The 18,934-nt window shown below is 60.6% G+C and carries 11 protein-coding genes; 3 read left to right on the top strand and 8 right to left on the bottom strand.

Going from position 1 to position 18,934, the window contains the following annotated elements; translation table 11 throughout:
• Positions 1–51 precede the first annotated feature (51 nt).
• From N8H71_RS15560 to N8H71_RS15545, 4 genes are all read right to left on the bottom strand, one after another.
• Positions 52–945, bottom strand: a complete 894-nt coding sequence (locus N8H71_RS15560; protein ID WP_262194676.1) for a hypothetical protein — start codon at positions 943–945, stop codon at positions 52–54.
• A 114-nt stretch (positions 946–1,059) separates the two neighbouring features.
• Positions 1,060–3,327 (bottom strand): alpha-xenorhabdolysin family binary toxin subunit A, encoded by a 2,268-nt coding sequence (locus N8H71_RS15555; RefSeq protein WP_262194675.1) that lies wholly within the window; start codon positions 3,325–3,327, stop codon positions 1,060–1,062.
• Positions 3,328–3,521: 194 nt separating this feature from the next.
• A complete protein-coding gene (locus N8H71_RS15550; protein ID WP_262194673.1) occupies positions 3,522–4,277 on the bottom strand; it encodes a tetratricopeptide repeat protein in 756 nt (251 codons plus the stop codon).
• Positions 4,278–4,958, bottom strand: coding sequence for a Fe2+-dependent dioxygenase (locus tag N8H71_RS15545; RefSeq protein WP_085698411.1), 681 nt, complete (start codon positions 4,956–4,958; stop codon positions 4,278–4,280). It abuts the gene before it with no gap.
• A 207-nt stretch (positions 4,959–5,165) separates the two neighbouring features.
• On the opposite strand from N8H71_RS15545, the gene N8H71_RS15540 reads away from it, so the two are divergent.
• Entirely contained in the window at positions 5,166–7,487 is a 2,322-nt protein-coding gene (locus N8H71_RS15540) for a TonB-dependent receptor (RefSeq protein ID WP_262194671.1), read from the top strand.
• A 237-nt stretch (positions 7,488–7,724) separates the two neighbouring features.
• Positions 7,725–10,253 carry a sulfite reductase flavoprotein subunit alpha gene (locus tag N8H71_RS15535; protein WP_262194670.1) on the top strand — a complete coding sequence of 843 codons (2,529 nt, stop codon included), beginning with the start codon at positions 7,725–7,727 and terminating at the stop codon, positions 10,251–10,253.
• Between the two features lie 121 nt (positions 10,254–10,374).
• On the opposite strand, the gene N8H71_RS15530 is transcribed toward N8H71_RS15535, so the two are convergent.
• The 4 genes from N8H71_RS15530 to ptsP form a co-directional block, all read right to left on the bottom strand.
• Positions 10,375–11,916, bottom strand: coding sequence for an alkaline phosphatase D family protein (locus tag N8H71_RS15530; protein ID WP_262194669.1), 1,542 nt, complete (start codon positions 11,914–11,916; stop codon positions 10,375–10,377).
• 167 nt (positions 11,917–12,083) lie between these two features.
• Positions 12,084–13,817 carry a PTS fructose-like transporter subunit IIB gene (locus N8H71_RS15525; RefSeq protein WP_262194668.1) on the bottom strand — a complete coding sequence of 578 codons (1,734 nt, stop codon included), beginning with the start codon at positions 13,815–13,817 and terminating at the stop codon, positions 12,084–12,086.
• Positions 13,818–13,828: 11 nt separating this feature from the next.
• On the bottom strand, positions 13,829–14,770 hold the full coding sequence (gene pfkB, locus N8H71_RS15520; protein WP_262194667.1) for a 1-phosphofructokinase: 942 nt from the start codon (positions 14,768–14,770) through the stop codon (positions 13,829–13,831).
• Entirely contained in the window at positions 14,770–17,631 is a 2,862-nt protein-coding gene (gene ptsP, locus N8H71_RS15515) for a phosphoenolpyruvate--protein phosphotransferase (protein ID WP_262194666.1), read from the bottom strand. The genes pfkB and ptsP overlap by 1 nt, the downstream gene beginning before the upstream one ends.
• A 306-nt stretch (positions 17,632–17,937) precedes the next feature.
• On the opposite strand from ptsP, the gene cra reads away from it, so the two are divergent.
• Positions 17,938–18,933 carry a catabolite repressor/activator gene (cra, locus tag N8H71_RS15510; RefSeq protein ID WP_074691885.1) on the top strand — a complete coding sequence of 332 codons (996 nt, stop codon included), beginning with the start codon at positions 17,938–17,940 and terminating at the stop codon, positions 18,931–18,933.
• The last annotated feature ends 1 nt before the right edge of the window (position 18,934 follow it).

Below are 18,934 nucleotides of genomic sequence, written 5' to 3'. Positions count from 1 at the left end.
CCTTACCCGTAACGCGAAAAGCCCATGACATGTCATGGGCTTTTTTATGCTTTAGAGTCGGGTCATTTTGACCAGTTGGTCCGACATGCTTTGCACATCATTCAACGGTCCCTTAAGCATCGGCAGCGTAGATTTTACCCGCGCCATCGTCATCGTCGGGTAATGGCTTCTAAGCATCTGTTGCGTTTCATCCAGCATCCAGGTCATCCGAAAGCAGAAATCGCTGAGGTTGTTCGCCGCACTGGCAGCGCGTCGGCGCAGATTGAACAGAAACTCGACATGCTCTTTGGACAGCGCGATTCGCTCCTCCTGCGAATACAACCGGCCCGGCACATAAGTCGTGCCGGGTAATCCCATTTTACCCAGGCTGTAATAGACTTCGATCTTGGCGATGGGTTCATCGCAGGAACAGATGGGCATCGTCAAACACTCGATGAAACGTACGAAGATGCTGTGGATCGATTCAGCCAGGCTAGTCACCTGGGTTTTGAAATTCAACACCGTGCCCCGGTATTGCTCCAGTCGTCGATCCATTTCCCGCAGCACATCGATGATGCTTGCGGCGGGTGCATTACCCCAGACAGGCGACCTTACCAATGAAAATTGCCGTGGATCGATAGTGTCAATCGCCTCTCGGTGATTGTCGGCATTTGAAACAGTGGCCTGAAACTCTTCAATAAAGCCGAATACCTCACGTAACACCCGCGCGGAATTGCTGCCAAGCAACGGTGTTGCTTCCTGTATCGCCAGCCAACACGCTCCATTGGCTTGTGCCGCCAGCCTCAGGTTTTGAATATTTGGTGGGGACAGCATGGTGTGCCCTTGTCGTTCAAAGCTTTTACTAAACTCAGTCATTTCCTGTAAGGCAGGGGGTAGATCCTGCAGAAACTTCACATACTGCTTCAATGCAGCGAAGTTTTTTTCTGCCAGTAAATATTCAAGCATCAGCCTCTCCTTGGTCTGATCGAACTTTTGTTGCCGATGGAACCGTGCCCATCGGCAATCCTGCGCCGGACTCTGATATCAAACACAAACACAGAGCACGGCCTGCCGGCAGAATCAGCGCTGCGGTAATGACAGCGGATCAACGAAAGCGATAAACAGTGGCGCATGCTGTTTCAACGCGGCACTGAGTGCATCAAAGTCGTCCAACCGCTCGACATCGATCGCATCGCGCAATTTCTCAAAAGCATTCACGGCAGGACGGTAGGTGGCGGCATATTCGGCGCGACAGTCTTCCATGACATGAATGGCCGTCAGGTACGCGACCTTGCCTTGCGAATCACGGATACCCGAGCGCTCACGTTCGATATCGGCCTGCACGCCCTCGATTTTCAGCTTCAGCTTGTCGCTCTCGTGAACCATGTCCAGAAAGCGCACAGATTCGCCGATGCCGATGAGGGTTCGCTTCAGTTGATCGATGGCCGCCATCACCAGTTTGATTTCCGGCGGAGCCAGGCCCAGCTCGGTTATCTTGGCGATAGTAAGTTCAACATCCTTGCCGAGCTTCTCGATGCCACTTTTTTCCAGAAGAGTGACGCCGTCATTGATGATCTTGCGTTCAGCCGCAAGCTCTGCAAGTTTGCCCTCCAGTTGGGCAATTTCAGCATTGTTCACAAGCGCGTCGCGCTGGAAATCAGCAATGTAAGCCTGTGTCAGGCGAACATCAAACCGTGCATCAATGTTGCGCAAGGCGCTTCCCACCAAAGATGCCTGCCTCGTCATGGCAGAGGAGATCGAACGCAAAATATCCTTACGCTCATCATCGATTTCTTCAATGACCTCAGGATCGGTTTCTTTTAACCGGTCCTTCTCGTTGCGGGTGAGACGTCGCAGGCTGTTTTGCAGATCATTCACACCCGACTGTGCCGAATCCTGCAATTGGCTTTGGCATTGTCCCATGCCAATCACGATTCGCTTGAAGCGGTCAAAAAGATCGGGCAGGTAACCCAGTCGGGTTTTCAAAACTTCTGCCTGAGTGCGAGCTTCACGCACCTGTTCAATAGAGGATGTCAGGGTGGCAACGTCCACAGGCGGGTAGCTCACTGTGGTGTTGATCCCGATCACACGCGAGGCACGCGCGCTGAACGAATAGTTGCGCTCGTATTCTGCATCAGCCTCTTTGAAGACCTGGATAAGCTTGTCCGAGTCAGTCTCGATGGCTTTCCATGGCAACACGACTTCTTCGAATTCGGTCCCGAAGATCCGCAGGCTCAAGGCGTCGTTGACTCGGTTCATCGCCGCTACCGAGTTGGAGATGTGCACCTCCAGGCTTTTCCAGACATGTATCAGGTTCTGCGTGGCAATGTCAGCATCAATCGCCACGATCATCAGACTTTGCAGGTCATGCTTGACGCGGGCAAGGGAACCGAGCGTCTGATTCATACTCGCCAGCAGCTGGATATTCCGCTCCTGTTCGGCATACAACTCGTTGCGTGCAGCACGAATATTTTCGGCCTCTACCCCCATGTAGATAGCCATGGCCAGGCCCACGATGTTCATCCCGGCTGCAGACTTCAATGCCTCCTGAACCGCCGCCTTGTATTCAGTGTTTTTGATATCAATTTCTTTAGCACGATTATCAATATTGTTCTTCAATACTTTGACATTCTCTGCCAACGTACTGCTGTCAATCAGTCCGACCCGAAGTTTTATGCCGGGCAAAACATGCTCGCGCAGATCATAACCAAACATATCCAGATCATTTTTTATGCCCTGCACATCGCTCAGGTTTTTATTGACCCTCTCGAATATCCGTTGCAGGTAATAGCCCAGCGTCGCGACCGTATCAGGGTCAATTTCAATATCCGGAAACTTGTCACCCAGTTCGATTTCCAGCGCCTTAAGCTGAGCGAGTGTCTTAATCTTGTTTGCCTTGAGGAACGCGACTGAATCATCATCGCTCAAGACTTCCTGAATCGATTTGCCATAATTGAGCATGCTGCTGGCAAAGCTCTTCAGCCCTTGCCCGGTCATCATGATGCGTTCACGCAACGGCGACCAACGTCTTGCGTGGTTGCGGGTGTTGACGAAGGTCGAAAGGAAATCAGTCGGGTTTAAACCTGGGCCACCGTCCTGCCCGGCGCCGAAACGCAGATAATCTTCGACATCCTTCAGGGTATGTGGAAGCGCCAGACCGGCCGCTTCATATTTACGCAAATCAATGATCTGTTTTTTGGTGAGGAGAAGTCCGCGGTCACGCACGACCTCGTCCCCCTCGGAAACCGATGCATCGCTGAGTAACTTCGGCGCCGCCGCCGCCATCTGCATAACTTGCTCAGGCGAGGCATTATTCAGGGCATCGCCCCATAAGCTGGAAGAAGACATGATCATTCCTTTAATCAGTTTTAAGTTAAGTTAAATCAACAAGAAAGTTAAAGCAGATAAGCCTCAACTCTTCCAAGCGAACTTAAACATAAAACCCAAACCTAAAGAAGCGCACCACACCTTCAATTTATTTAAAAAGAATAACAACAACTAGACACACGAATCGAAAACTTCGAACAGCTTGTTTTGTTTGACTAGACGGCCATGTGTTCTGCGCGCTCTTTGTACTCTTGAGCCAATGCTTGAATAGCAGGGTGCGATGCGCTTTCCAAGGTCTGGGCAGCCACATGGAGAAACACAGCATGTCCCCCGCACATCGCCTGGCGGTACCATTTCAACGCCTCTCTTATCTGTGAGCGCTCGGCCAGAACACTGGCATAACTGAACTGGCCACGGAAGTCGCCGCTCTGCGCCGAGCGGCGATACCAATCGAAGGCTGCGGCCGGGTCAGCGCGGCAATGACGCCCCTCCTCAAGATACCGACCGAGCAGATTCATCGACTTGGCGTGCCCCGACTCGGCGGCCTGACGATAAAGCCCCAGAGCTTGCGGCTGATCCACAGCCGCCCCGCGCCCGGTCGCCAGCAGATTGGCGAGGTTGTACATCGCCCAATCCAGCCCGGCATCTGCTGCAACGCGATAATGCCTGGCGGCAACCGCTGCGTCGGCCACACAACCCCATCCATGTTCATGACAGCGGCCGAGCATGTTGCGCGCCATCAGATGTCCCTGCCCCGCGGCGATTGCGAACCAGCGCAATGCCAACGGCTGATCCTGAGCAATCCCATGACCATCGAGCAGGATCTGCCCGAGCAGCGCCTGCGCTTCCAGCACGCCCTCACCGGCCGCCATCAGAATCGCCTGAGCCGCACGGGCCGGGCTTTCTTCGAGCATGGCCGTGAGGCGTTCGCCGTCGAGGACTTCTTCGCGACGTAACTGAAAGTCCGCCACTTATACCTCGACCCAGCGACGCAACAGGTTGTGATAGGTGCCGGTGAGGCGGATCAGCGAAGGGTGATCGGGCATGTCTTGGGTGAGTTGCTGGATCGCACCGTCCATCTCGAACAGCAAGGCACGCTGGCTGTCTTCGCGCACCAGACTTTGCGTCCAGAAGAACGAGGCATAACGCGCGCCGCGAGTGACCGCATTGACCTTGTGCAAGCTGGTGCCGGGGTACAGAACCATGTCGCCGGCGGGCAGTTTCACCCGTTGGGTGCCGAAGGTGTCCTGGATTTCCAGCTCCCCGCCGTCGTAATCCTCCGGCTCGCTGAAGAACAGCGTGGCGGACAGATCCGTTCGCACCCGCTCGATACTGCCCTTGGGCTGACGCACCGCGTTGTCGATGTGAAAATCGAAACTGCCGCCCGCCGTGTAGCAGTTGAGTAACGGCGGAAACACTTTGTGCGGCAGCGCGGCCGACATGAACAGCGGATTTTTCCACAGGCGTTCAAGCATCGCGGCACCGATTTCCTTGGCCAGCGGGTGGCCTTCAGGCAGTTGCAGATTGTGCTTGGCCTTGGCCGATTGATAGCCGGCGGTGATCTTGCCATCGGCCCAGTCAGCCTGTTCCAGAGCCTCGCGGATGCGCCGCACTTCGTCTTTCTCGAACAGAGCGGGGATGTGCAGCAGCATGTCGAAATCACCTGATGGCAAAGAGGCGGCAATGGTATTGATTCTTATTGGCTGTGTAAAACCCGCTAGACGAATGAACTGGCAAAAACCGTAAGGTTAAATTGTAAAGAATGTAAATTCAGTGCGAATAACAATGTTTCGCAATTGATACGAATACCTGTTTACCCTATATTCCGCCGCCTCAAATCCTTGGGGAGGGGAATAAAAATGGCACGTCAACTCGCACAATTACCGGTCAGTTCACCACGTCTGCTCGCTTCCGCCATCGGCGTGGCAATCACCGCCGGCTCCGCAGGCCACATGGTGTTCGCCGCCGAAAAAACCGACAGCAAAGCCACCGGCAATGCCATCGCCCTGGACGCCACCGCCATCACCGGCGAAGCCCAGGACTCGACGTCCTATCAGGTCGAGAAAGCCTCCTCGCCCAAGTACACCGCGCCGCTGGTCGACACGCCGCGCTCAGTCACCGTGATCCCGCAACAAGTTCTGAAAGACACCGGCGCCCTGAACATGCAGGATGCGCTGCGCACCGTACCGGGCATCACCTTCGGTGCCGGTGAAGGCGGCAACCCGCAGGGCGACCGTCCGTTCATCCGTGGTTTCGACGCCCAGGGCGACACCTACCTCGACGGCGTGCGCGACACCGGCTCCCAGAGCCGCGAAATCTTCGCCGTGGAAAACATCGAAGTCAGCAAGGGCCCGAACTCCGCCATTGGCGGTCGCGGCGCAGCTGGCGGCAGCATCAACCTGGTGAGCAAGAAAGCGCACCTGGGCAACTCGTTCGACGGTGGCTTCACCTGGGGCTCCGACCAGACCCAGCGCTACACGATGGATGGCAACTACCAGTTCAGCGACACCGCTGCCGGCCGTCTGAACCTGATGAGCCACGAGAGCAACGTCGCCGGTCGTGACAAAGTCGACTACGACCGTTGGGGCATCGCGCCGTCCCTGGCCTTCGGCCTGGGCACCGACACCCGCGTCAACCTCGACTACTACCATCTCGAAAGCAATGACACGCCGGATTCGGGCATCCCTTACACGATTCCTGCCGGTGGCTCGGCGGCGCGTACCAAGTCCAACCCGGACAAACCGTACGCCGGCGGCGATCACAGCAACTTCTACGGTCTGGACCGAGACTTCCGCAAGGGCCGCACCGACACCGCGACCTTCGCCATCGAGCATGACCTGAGCGACTCGCTGACCCTCAAGAACACCCTGCGTCACGGCACCAGCATGCAGGATTACATCCTGACCCAGCCGGACGACAGCAAGGGCAACGTGAACAACGGCAGCGTCTGGCGTCGTGCTAACACTCGAGTGAGCAATACCGAGACCACCACCAACCAGACCGACCTGTTCGGCAACTTCTACGTCGCCGGCTTCAAGAACAGCTTCTCCACCGGTGTCGAATACACCCGTGAGGAAAGCAGCAAATCCTCGTACAACGTCAACACCGACACCACGCCGCGTACCTCGGCCGTGACCACCAACTGCAACCCGGGCCTGATCGGCGCCGCCAGCGGCTACAACTGCACTTCGCTGTCGAACCCGAACCCGAACGATCCGTGGAACGGCGCCATTTCGCGCAACTACGCCGGCACCGACACCCAGTCCGATACCTACGCACTGTATGCGTTCGACACCCTGGAGCTGTCCGAGCAATGGCTGGTGAACATGGGTCTGCGTTACGACCACTTCGAAACCGGCTACAAGACGTACACCAACGCTGGCCGCACCACCTCCCAGGGTTCGGACACCAGCGAGTTCGTCACCGGCCAGTTCGGCGTCGTCTACAAACCGGCAGAGAACGGCAGCATCTATGCGTCCTACGCCACCTCCGCCACACCGCCGGGCAACACCCTGGGCGAAGGCATGGAAGGCAACCCGCTGGGCGGCACGCCGGATCGCAACGGCAACCTGCTCAAGAGTGACATGGAGCCGGAAACCACCAAGAACTACGAAATCGGTACCAAGTGGGATCTGCTGAACGATCGCCTGTCGCTGACCGCCGACATCTTCCGCACCGAGAAAGAAAACGCGCGTGTCCAGGTTGATACCACCTCGTACGAAAACGCCGGCAAGACGCGTGTACAAGGTATCGAGTTGTCCGCCAGCGGCAAGATCACCGACAAGTGGCAAGTGTTCGCCGGCTACGCCTACATGGACAGCGAACAGGTTGACGGTGGTGACCTGCCGGCCAACAAGGCCAACAACGGTAACGAGCTGCCTAACACGCCGAAAAACAGCGCCAGCCTGTGGACCACTTACCAGGTCACGCCGAAGCTGACCATCGGTGGCGGTGCGTTCTACGTGGATGACGTGTTCGGCAGCGTGGCCAACACCACCATGGTCGATTCCTACGTTCGCTACGACGCGATGGCGGCGTACAAGCTGAGCAAGAACGTCGACCTGCAACTGAACGTGCAGAACCTGACCAACGAAACCTACTACGACAAGGCCTTCTCGACTCACTTCGCCAACCAGGCGGCGGGCCGTACGGCATTGCTGAGCACCAACTTCCACTTCTGATCGATGTGGAAACCTGTGGGAGCAAGCTTGCTTGCGAAAGCGGTGGGTCAGTGACGTAGATGCTGCCTGATACGACGCCTTCGCGAGCAAGCTCGCTCCCACAAGGTATGCGCCACAAGGCTTGGCCCCGTTCATTCATTTGAGCGGGGCTTTTGTGCGTAATAAAGAACGTTTCTCGATAAGCCACGGCATAATGCACGCCGTGAACACAATTTCCGAACGGACAAGGCAAGCGACGTGTTGAAGAAAACCCTGTTCCAGTTGCACTGGTTTTTTGGCATCACTGCCGGGCTGGTGCTGGCCCTGATGGGCATCACCGGCGCTGCCTATTCGTTTCAGGACGAGATCCTGAAAGCCCTCAACCCATCGGTGTTGCAGGTGGAGAAACAGGTCGCCGGCGTCCTGCCGCCCGCCGACCTGGTGGCGCAGATCGAAGCAGCCTCGGGCAAAAAAGTCTCGATGCTCTCGGTCGAGACCGAAAGCGGTAGCGCCGGGCGCGTCTGGTTCACCCCGCCCAAAGGCGAGCGCCGAGGCGAGATGCGTTATTTCGATCCGTACACCGCCGAGTTCAAGGGCGACGCTACCGGCCAGGACTTCTTCGGCCTGATGCTGCAACTGCACCGGTTCCTCGCCATGGGCGATACCGGCCGCAACATCACCGGCGCCTGCACCCTGATGCTGCTGTTCTTCTGCCTGTCCGGCCTGTACCTGCGCTGGCCACGTCAGTGGAACAGCTGGCGCGTGTGGCTGACCCTCGACTGGAAGAAAAAGGGCCGCAGCTTCAACTGGGATCTGCACTCGGTGTTCGGCACCTGGTGCATGCTGGTTTACCTGCTGCTGGCACTGACCGGACTCTCCTGGTCGTACGAGTGGTACAACAAAGGCCTGACCAAGTTGCTTTCCGACGCGCCGCAAAACGAGCGCGTGCGCGGCGGTCGTGGACCGGCCCCCGAAGGTCCGGCGCCGACTGCCGATTACGCCGCGATGTGGGTCAGCATTTACAGCTCCGCAGGTCCCGGTCTCGCTTCCTACAACATCCGCATGCCACCGGTGGCCGGCCAACCGGCGACCGTGTTCTACCTGCTCGACAGCTCGCCCCATGACCGCGCGCTGAACCAGATCACCCTCGACCCGGCCACCGGCGTGGTCAAACGCGTCGACCGCTACGCCGACAAGAGCTTCAAGGCGCAATTGCTGACCAGCATTTACGCGTTGCACGTCGGCAGCTATTTCGGCCTGGTCGGGCGGATCATCGTCACCGTCGCGGCGGTGTTGATGCCGCTGTTCTTCATCACCGGTTGGTTGCTGTACCTGGATCGCCGACGCAAGAAAAAGCAGATCAAGGATGCCCGCAAAGGCCTCGACCAACCGGCCGGCGATACGCCGGCGTGGCTGATCGGCTTTGCCAGCCAGAGCGGTTTTGCCGAGCAACTGGCGTGGCAGACCGCCGGCCAGTTGCAGGCGGCAGGGTTGCCGGTGAAGGTGCAGCCGCTGGCGAATGTCAGCGAGCAGGATCTGCGCGAATCGAACAACGCGCTTTTCGTGGTCAGCACCTTCGGCGACGGCGAAGCGCCGGACAGCGCTCGCGGTTTCGAGCGCAAGGTGTTGAAGAACGCCTCGACCCTCGACAGCCTCAACTACGCCGTACTCGGCCTCGGCGATCGCCAGTATCAGCACTTCTGCGGTTTCGCCCGGCGCCTGCATCAATGGCTGGGCGAGCATGGTGGCAAGACCCTGTTCGCCCCGGTGGAAGTCGACAGCGGCGATCCTTACGCCCTGCGCCACTGGCAGACCCAGCTCGGCCTGATCACCGGGCAAGCACCGGTCGACACCTGGCAAGCGCCGAGCTACGAGAACTGGACGCTGGTACGTCGTGAGCTAATGAACCCGGACAGCAGCGGCTCTCCGGTCTTCCTGCTCGGCCTGACCGCGCCGACCTCCCGCAGCTGGCTGGCCGGCGATCTGGTGGAAGTGCTGCCACGCAACTGCCCGTGGGCGATCGAGCATTTCCTCGACGGCCTCGGCATCCGTGGTGAAACCAGCGTGAAGGTCAATGGCCTGGAAGAGTCGCTGGAAGTCGCCCTCGCCACCCGCCAGTTGCCCGAGCACCGCGCGCATCTGGTGGGCCTGCATGCTCAGGCGCTGGTGGATGCGATGGTGCCGCTGGCGATGCGCGAATACTCGATCGCCTCGATTGCCGCCGACGGCGTGCTGGAGCTGATCGTGCGTCAGGAACAGCATGCCGACGGCAGCCTCGGCATCGGTTCCGGCTGGCTGACCGAGCATGCTCCGGTCGGCGGCAGCATCAGCCTTCGGGTCCGCCGCAACAGCGGTTTCCATCTGCCGAACGCTCCGGTGCCGATGATCCTGCTGGGCAACGGTACCGGCCTCGCCGGGCTGCGCAGCTTGCTCAAGGCGCGGATCGCCGACAATCAACAACGGCACTGGCTGCTGTTTGGCGAGCGCAATCGCGAGCACGATTTCCTCTGCCGCGCGGAGCTGGAAGAGTGGTTGATCAATGGCGATCTGGAACGCCTCGATCTGGCGTTCTCGCGGGATCAGTCCGAGAAGATTTACGTGCAGGATCGCCTGCGCGAATCGGCCGGCGAGTTGAAGAAATGGCTGGCGGACGGTGCGGTGATCTACATCTGCGGCAGCCTTCAAGGCATGGCATCAGGTGTGGATCGGGTGCTCAATGAAGTGCTGGGCGCTGCCGAAGTCGAACGCCTGATCGAACAGGGTCGCTATCGCCGGGATGTTTACTGACCACACATAACAACTGTGGGAGCGAGCTTGCTCGCGATGACGGTTTTACATTCAACACATTTGTTGTCTGTTTCACCGCTATCGCGAGCAAGCTCGCTCCCACAGATTATTTGCGGTGGACTCAGGTCGGTGACAGCTTCTGCTCGAACACCGCAACCCCCTCCAGATCCCGCAACACCACGCTCATCTCCCCGCTCTGCCCATCGATGTTCACCTCACCGAAAAACTGAAACCCGGCAAACGGCGAGGCGTTCTGTACCGCCGGCGCCTTCTCGAACACCACTTGCGGTCCAAAGGTCTTGTCCAGCGGGTTGGGCCCGAAACTGCCGGCGTTCAAGGGCCCCGCGACAAACTCCCAGAACGGTTCGAAATCCTGGAACGCCGCGCGATCCGGGTGATAGTGATGCGCCGCGCAGTAATGCACGTCCGCCGTCAGGAACACGAAATTGCGCACCTGCTGTGCACGCAAAAAGCCCAGCAGCTCGGCGATTTCCAGTTCGCGTCCCTGCGCCGGACCTGGGTCGCCGTTGGCCACCGCTTCCCAACGCGGCACACCGGGGCTGACCTCGCCATCCGGCACGCCGAGACCGATCGGCATGTCGGCGGCGATGACTTTCCACTGGGCTTTCGAGGCCTTCAATCCACGCTTGAGCCAGTTCAGTTGCTCGCGCCCGAGGAACGGTTTTTCCGCTCCGAGATTGTCGTCGTTGGCGCCGCGATAACTACGCATGTCGAGTACGAACACATCGAGCATTGGCCCGTAGCTCAGCTTGCGATAGATTCGCCCGCCGCCATCCGCTGCCTGACGGCGCATTGGCGAATATTCGAGCCAGGCCTGACGCGCACGGCCGACCAGAGTGTGGATATTTTTTTCCTGATAGCGCTCGTCGAGCTGTTTGCCCGGCGACCAGTTGTTGACCACTTCATGGTCGTCCCACTGCCAGATCTGCGGTACTTCGGCGTTGAAGTGGCGGATGTTTTCGTCCATCAGGTTGTAGCGGTAATTGCCGCGATAATCGTCGAGGGTCTGGGCGACTTTGCTCTTGGCTTCGGTGGTGAGGTTGCGCCAGATCCGGCCACCGTCCGTGGTCAGTTGCGCCGGCACCGGGCCGTCGGCATAGATGGTGTCGCCGCTGTGGATAAAGAAGTCGGGCAGGCGCATGCGCATGGCTTCATAGATGCGCATGCCGCCGATATCGGGGTTGATGCCGAAGCCCTGGCCGACGGTGTCACCGCTCCAGACAAATCGGATATTACGCCGCGCCGTCGGTGCGCTGCGCAAATGGCCAAGCCACGGTTCACTGGCGACGCCGGTGCGGGCGTCCTTGAAATACACGCGGTAGAAAATCGCCTGATCGGCGGGCAGCCCGGTGAGTTCAACGCGGGCAGTGAAATCGCTGCGGGCATCGGCCAGCGCCGAAACGACCCGGCGCGGATGGCGGAACTGACTGCGGGTGTCCCACTCCACCACCATCTGTGCCGGGCGGTCGGCGCGGCTCCAGATCATCGCGCGGTCGCCCTGCAAGTCGCCGGATTGCACGCCGTCAGTGAGTTGCGGTCGATCCTTGACCGAGGCGATGACTGCCGGCGCCAGCCCCGGCATCAGCAGTCCGGCGCCGACGGTTTGTATAAGCCGTCGGCGACCGAGTTTGAAATCGCTCATGGTGTTCTCCCTGAAAAAAGGAAAACTTAAGCACGGGATCATGAATTGGGGATGACAACACCTTTCCTGTGGGAGCGAGCTTGCTCGCGATAGCGGCGGGTCAGTCAACTTACCTTTGCCTGATAAACCGCCATCGCGAGCAAGCTCGCTCCCACAACTCTACTGTGTCAGGCGTTGGCGGGCTCCAGCGCCAGTTCCACGGCCTCCGGCCGCTTGACCAGCGCGTACACAACCGCCGTCAGCAGACTGCCCGCGACAATCGCCAGCAGGTACAACAGCGCATGGTTGATCGCGTTCGGAATCGCCAGCACGAACAGGCCACCGTGGGGCGCCATCAGTTTGCAGCCGAAGTACATCGACAGCGCACCAGTCAGCGCACCGCCGGCTATGCTCGCCGGAATCACCCGCAACGGGTCTTTCGCGGCAAACGGAATCGCCCCTTCGGAGATGAAGCACAACCCGAGCACCAGCGCCGCTTTACCCGCCTCACGTTCAGTCTGGGCGAACTTGCGACGGGCGATGAACGTGGCGATGCCCAGACCGATCGGCGGCACCATACCGGCGGCCATGGTCGCGGCCATCGGTGCATAACTCTGCGAGGCCAGCAGCCCCACCGAGAATGCATAGGCTGCCTTGTTGATCGGCCCGCCGAGGTCGACGCACATCATGCCGCCCAGCAGCACACCGAGCAGGATCGCGTTGGTGGTGCCCATGCTGTCGAGAAAATGCGTCAGTGCCGCGAGCATCCCGGCCACCGGTTTACCCACCACATAAATCATCACCAGCCCGGTGAACAGACTGGCGAACAACGGGATGATCAGAATCGGCTTCAGCGCTTCCAGACTTTGCGGCAGCGCCACATACCGACTGATCGCCTTGGCCGCATAGCCTGCGATAAACCCGGCGACGATCCCGCCGATGAAGCCGGCGCCCAGGGTGCTCGCCAGCAAACCACCGATCATGCCCGGCGCGAGTCCGGGACGGTCGGCAATCGACCAGGCGATGTAACCGGCCAGCAGCGGTACCATCAATTTGAACGCGGTCTCGCCACCGATCTGCATCAGCGCCGCCGCCAGCGTGCCCTCTTCCTTGAACGCGGTGATACCGAACACAAACGACAAGGCGATCATCAGACCACCCGCCACCACCATCGGCAGCATGAACGACACGCCGGTCAGCAGGTGTTTGTAGACGCCGCTTTTCTCTTGTTTGGCCGGGGCCTTGCCGTCACTCGCGGCGCTTTCCTGCTTGCCTTCGGCCAGGGCTTTTTTCAACGTGGCTTCGGACTGCTTCAAGGCAATGCCGGTGCCGCAGCGATAGATTTTTTTGCCAGCGAAACGCTCGGTGGCGACTTCGATATCTGCCGCCAACAGCACCACGTCAGCCTCGGCAATCGCGGCTGCGCTCAGCGGATTTCGCGCGCCGACCGAGCCCTGGGTTTCGACTTGCAGGTCGTAGCCCAGACGCTTGGCGGCTTGCTGCAAGGCTTCGGCAGCCATGAAGGTGTGAGCGACGCCGGTCGGGCAGGCGGTGACCGCGACCAGACGCGGCGCTTGCGCGCTGGCAACCACGGGCGGCGTTTCGGCAGCGACGTAAATCTCGGCCTCCGCAGCGCCACGCCGCAGTACTTCTTCGACATCCTGCAGGGCTTGCGCCGGCGCAATCCGAAAGACTTTCTTGCCGATGAACCGGGTCATGTCCACAGTTCCGGTGGCCACCAGCAACACCCACTCGGCGGCCTCGATGGTGGCCGCCGACAACTCGCGTTCCGGGTGCGCCGCATCCACCACTTCGACGCTGGTGCTCCAGCCCTGACGCTGGGCCGCGGCATCCAGCAGCCGGGCGCACAGCACACTGGTGACCATGCCGTTCGGGCAGGCCGTGACAATGGCTAATTTCATGACAAACCCTCTTATTGTTCTGTCAGGGGGCGCACGCGCACGCCCTGTTCGAGCTGCGTCAGTTGCGCAGCGTCGTGAATACCGAAACCGATCTGGGTTACCGCCTGCGCCGCAATCGCGGTGGCCGTGCGCAAGGTTTGCTCCGGCGTGTCGGCGCTGAGCAGACCGTGGAGCATGCCGGCCAGCAACGAATCGCCGGCACCGACCGTGCTGGCGACGCTGACCTTCGGCGGCGTCGCATGCAGCGCCGAGCCGACGCTGAACCAGTTCACACCTTCGGCGCCGTGGGAGATCACCACATGCTCGATGCCTTGGGTGTGCAACCGATTGACCGCCTCGGCCTGAGACGCGTGGGACACCACTTCACAGCCCAGCGCATCGGCCAGCTCTTCGGTGTTCGGCTTGATCAGCCACGGGCCGGCCTTGAGCGCCGCGCGCAAGGCATCGCCGCTGGTGTCCAGGGCGACTTTCAGGCCCAACGCCTTCAAGCGCTCGACCAGTTCGCGCAACCACTGTGCAGTGACTCCGCGCGGCAAACTGCCGGCGACCACCACCGCGTCATGCCCCGGCGCGATCTGCACCAGACGATCCAGCAACGCCTGTTGCGCCACCACGCCGACCACCGGGCCAGGGCCGTTGATGTCGGTGATGCGTCCGTTCTGCTCCGCGACTTTGATATTGCTGCGGGTCTCGCCGGGCACCCGGATAAACGCATCGGTGAAACCGCGTTTGGCGAACAGGGTTTCGAACGCTTGCAGATTGTCTTCGCCGAGAAAGCCGCTGACCGTCAGTTGATGACCGAGGTCGGCCAGCACTTGTGCGACGTTGACGCCCTTGCCGGCGGCGTGGGTGTGCATCTCGTCGCTGCGGTTGACCTGACCGGCCTCCAGACGTGGCAACTGCACCGTGAGGTCCAGCGCCGGGTTGAGGGTCAGGGTGAGAATCTTGGCCATTACAGGGCCTCCACTAATGCGCGCACTTCGTTGGCGCTGCCCACGGCCAGGGCTTGTTGAGCAAGGTTTTTTGATTGCGTCAGGCTGAGTTCACGAATGCGCGCCTTGACCTCGGCGATGCTGCGCCCGGACACGCTCAGCTCATCCACACCGAGGCCGACCAGCACCGGCACCGCCAGCGGATCCGCCGCCAGCTCGCCGCACACGCCGACCCATTTGCCGTGGGCATGGGCCGCGCGCACGGTGATGTCGATCAGTTGCAGCACCGCCGGGTGCAGGCCGTCAGCCTGGGCGGACAGGGTCGGATGACCACGGTCGATCGCCAGGGTGTATTGGGTCAGGTCGTTGGTGCCGACGCTGAAGAAGTCCACCTCTTTGGCCAGCACCGGCGCCAGCAACGCAGCGGACGGCACTTCGATCATGATCCCCAGTTGCAGGTCCGCGATCGGTATTTCCAGACGCAGGCGTTCGGTCATGTCGCGGGCCTGACGCCACTCTTCGACGCTGCCGACCATCGGGAACATGATCCGCAACGGACGGTTGTCCGCCGAACGCAGCAAGGCGCGCAACTGCGCTTCCATGATCTGCGGACGCTGCAAGGTCAGGCGAATGCCGCGCACGCCGAGGAACGGGTTTTCTTCCTTGGCGATCGGCCAATACGGCAGCGGTTTATCGCCGCCGACATCGAGGGTGCGCACCACCAGTGGCCGACCGGCGAGGCCGTCGAGGACGCGGCGATATTCGGCTTCCTGAGTCGCCTCGTCCGGCGCTTGCGGATGGGCCATGAAAATCAGCTCGGTGCGCAGCAGGCCGATGCCTTCGGCGCCCTGCTCCACCGCGCTGATTACACCGGCGCTTTCACCGATGTTGGCGAACACTTCCACGGCGTGGCCGTCGGTGGTGTGCGCCGGTTGATGACGTTGTTCGGCGGCGGCTTTCAGGCGTTGTTCGCGGGTGTCGCGTTCTTCGCTGGCGCGTTGCAGAGTCGCGGCATCCGCGTCCACATGCAGGCGACCGCGCTGGCCGTCGAGCAGCAACGGCGTGCCCGGTTTCAGCAGCAATACCGCAGCACCTGCACCGACCAGCGCCGGAATCCCTAGCGCGCGGGCCACAATGGCGCTGTGAGCGGTGGCGCCGCCGCGTGCGGTAAGAATCCCCGCGACCCGCGCCGGATCCAGCCGCGCCACGTCGGACGGACCGACCTCGTCCATCACCAGAATGTACGGTTGCTCAGGCTCGGCGGGCGTCTGCACGCCACACAGTTGCGCCAGCACCCGGCGACCAATGTCGCGCAGGTCGGCGGCGCGTTCGGCGAGCAACGCGTCCTGCAATGCTTCCTGTTGTTTTGCGGCGGCCTCGATCACGGCCATCCAGGCTGCTTCGGCGCTTTCGCCCTGTTTGAGGCGAGTATCGACTTCGTCGGTGAGCTCCGGGTCGTCGAGCATTTCCTGGTGGGTGATGAAAATCTCGCGGATCGCCTTGGCCTTGCTGCGCTCGATCAGGCCCTGAATGTCCTGACGCACGTCAGCCAGCGCGTGCTTGAGACGCTCGCGCTCGATGGTGGCGGATTCGCCGCGCAACGGGTAATCGATGGTTTGCTGGACTTGAATGTGCGCCGGGCCGATGGCGATGCCGGGAGCGGCGGGAATCGCTTGTAACAGGCTGCCGGAGACTGGGGCGGTCAGGACTTCGGCGATGTCGGCCATGACTTCACGCCGTTGGCTGACTGCCGGCAGCGGCTCGACTTCCTCGCCGAGGCCTTCTTCGATGGCGGCCAACAAGGCCGGCAACGCATCGGCTGCGATGCTCGGTTCGGCGATGATTTCCAATACTTGGCCACGGCGAGCGCCGAGGCTCAGCAGCTTGCTCAGGCTCTTCACCGATACGGCGCTGTCCTGACCATCGACGATCCGCACACGGATTTCGCCGTCAAAACTTTTCGCCAGTTGCGCGAGGATCTTCGCCGGCCGCGCGTGCAGACCATGGGCGTTGGCCAGTGCGATACGCGCGCTCGGCCAGTCGGCCGGCAATTCGCCGCCGAGCACTTCGAGGACTTTGCGGCTGCTGGTGGCGCGGCCCAGTTCATGGCCGCGACCTTCGATCAGCAACGCGCACAACCGCTCGAGCAACGCCTGATGCGCTTCACCGAGGCTGGCCAGACAGAACAGACCGCTGAGCGGCTGGCCGAGGTAGCGCATCGGTTTGTCCGGCGTGACGAACGCCAGGCCCGGACGCTTCACGGTCTGCTCACTGTGCAGCCACCACAGGCCATCACCCAGCGGCAGCGCTTCGACCTGCTGCAGCACCCCGGCGAAACCGTTGCTCACGCAATCGGCCTGGCGCAGCAGACGTGCACCGCGCCAGACCAGTTCTTCGAAATCGTCGGCAGAAACCCCGAGGCCGATCATCTGCGCATCCAGCGCCAGCTCTTGCGGCGCACCTTGCAGCAGTTTCAGCAGCGCTTCCGGCGAACTCGCGCGGCGCAGGGCCTGGCCCAGATCGGTCTCGCCGAGGGCGCGGGTCAGCAGTTGCAGCAGGCGCAGGTGTTCGTCGGATTTGGCGGCGATGCCGATGGCCAGATAAACGATCTGGCCGTCGCCCCAGTCCACCCCATCGGGAAACTGCATCAGGCGCACGCCGGTGGCGAACACCTGATCGCGGGTTTCGGGCGTGCCGTGGGGGATCGCAATGCCTTGGCCGAGGAAGGTCGAGCCCTGAGCCTCCCGGGCCTGCAGGCCGGCGAGGTATCCGTCGGCGACGAGGCCATCGGCGACCAGATGACTGGCCAGCAATTGCAAAGCGGCGGGTTTATCCACAGCCGACTGGCCCATGGATATCTGCTCTACAGTGAGCTCGAGCATGCGATCTCCTTTTTGGCACTGTTCAATGCCAGGTATTGTTTTGAATGGTTGCAGCTTAGGCGCTATGAGCCATCCTTTTCAGGAGGCAGTTTTGGCGGTTTCACGGCAGAACCGGCCAAAGGCGTCTAAAACGTAGAAAATACGCTTGCTGAAACGTTTAATCTAGATTGATCGGCACGTTACTCGATAATGTCCCATCCTTGAAGTCCAACTTGTCGGATGCGCTGAGACAATGGTCGCCTGCCTGAATCGGGTAGGATTGGCGAAAATGTCGCGGCAAGCTCGAAAAAACAAGGAAATCCCGGGTTGAAACTCAGTGATATCGCGCGGTTGGCCGGAGTGTCCGTGACCACCGCCAGCTACGTCATCAACGGCAAGGCCGAACAGCAACGCATCAGCACCGCCACCGTCGAGCGGGTGCGGGCGGTGGTCGATCTGCACGGCTTTACCCCCAATCCACAGGCGGCCGGGCTGCGCAGTCGGCACACCCGGACCCTGGGTTTTATCCTGCCGGATCTGGAAAACCCCAGTTACGCGCGGATCGCCAAACTGCTGGAGCAAGGCGCACGGGCACGCGGCTATCAATTGCTGATCGCCAGCTCCGACGATGCGCCGGACAGTGAACGGCAACTGCTGCAACTGTTCCGCGCCCGACGCTGCGATGCGTTGATCGTCGCCAGTTGCCTGCCGGCCGGTGACGACAGTTATCGTCAGTTGCAGGCCAAGGGTTTGCCGATCATTGCCATCGACCGGGTGATGGATGCCGAACACTTCTGCTCGGTGGTCAGCGACGACCGCGAAGCCAGCCTGCACCTGACCGAAAGCCTGCTCGACCCGCAGCCAAAACAGATCGTGCTGCTGGGCGCCCGTCCCGAACTGAGCATCAGCCAGGAACGCGCGGCCGGGTTCAAGCAGGCTTTGGCCGGGTTCAAGGGCGAAGTGCTGATCGAACATGCCGAATCCTTCAGCCGCGAGTGCGGCAAGCAGTTGATGGAAGAACTCCTGCAACGCCTCGGACATTTACCGGACGCGCTGGTGACCACGTCCTACGTGCTGTTGCAGGGCGTGTTTGACGCGCTGCATGACTTCCCGCTCAAAAACCGCCCGTTGCGCCTCGGCACATTCGGCGACACCCAGTTGCTCGACTTCCTGCCGCTGCCGGTCAACGCCATGGCCCAGCAGCACCAGTTGATCGCCGACAAGGCGCTGGAACTGGCACTCGCAGCCGTCGAGCAATCGGACTACCAGCCTGGCGTGCAAGCCATCGCCCGTACCTTCAAGCAGCGTATTCACCGGGACTGAG

Origin of the sequence: Pseudomonas koreensis, from assembly GCF_025447595.1 — a bacterium.
In the GTDB taxonomy this organism is placed as follows: Bacteria; Pseudomonadota; Gammaproteobacteria; order Pseudomonadales; family Pseudomonadaceae; genus Aquipseudomonas; species Aquipseudomonas koreensis_H.
Note: the sequence above shows the minus strand (reverse complement) of the source record. Positions and strands in the feature narration are given on the sequence as shown.